At 61.8% G+C, this 249-nt stretch carries 1 protein-coding gene; it reads left to right on the top strand.

The window, feature by feature from the left end; translation table 11 throughout:
* The coding region (locus SCA31_RS24765; protein WP_410699607.1) for a hypothetical protein at positions 1-247 on the top strand (247 nt) is incomplete at its 5' end.
* Positions 248-249 lie beyond the last annotated feature (2 nt).

The following is a 249-nucleotide window of genomic DNA, read 5'->3' as shown; positions in this document are numbered from 1 at the left end:
GACAACGGATCCGGAGCTTCTGCCGGAGGACTACGTCGAATGGGCTGCTTACCGGGAGGGCGAGGACCCGGAGCGATGGCCCTGGGTCAGCCGCACCAGGCCACGCCTTGTTCCTTCGAGTCTCATCGATTTCAAGTACGAAGACCTCCGTGGAGGAAAGAAACTACCTCGTGGAAGCCGTTTCCGGCTGAGCCCTGAGGAGTTCGTCGCCGGTGTCCGAGCACTCGCTCAACTGCCGACGGAGTGATC

This window comes from Chryseobacterium sp. SIMBA_028, from assembly GCF_046535285.1.
GTDB lineage: Bacteria > Bacteroidota > Bacteroidia > Flavobacteriales > Weeksellaceae > Chryseobacterium.
This window is presented reverse-complemented; position numbering and strand designations above follow the sequence as displayed.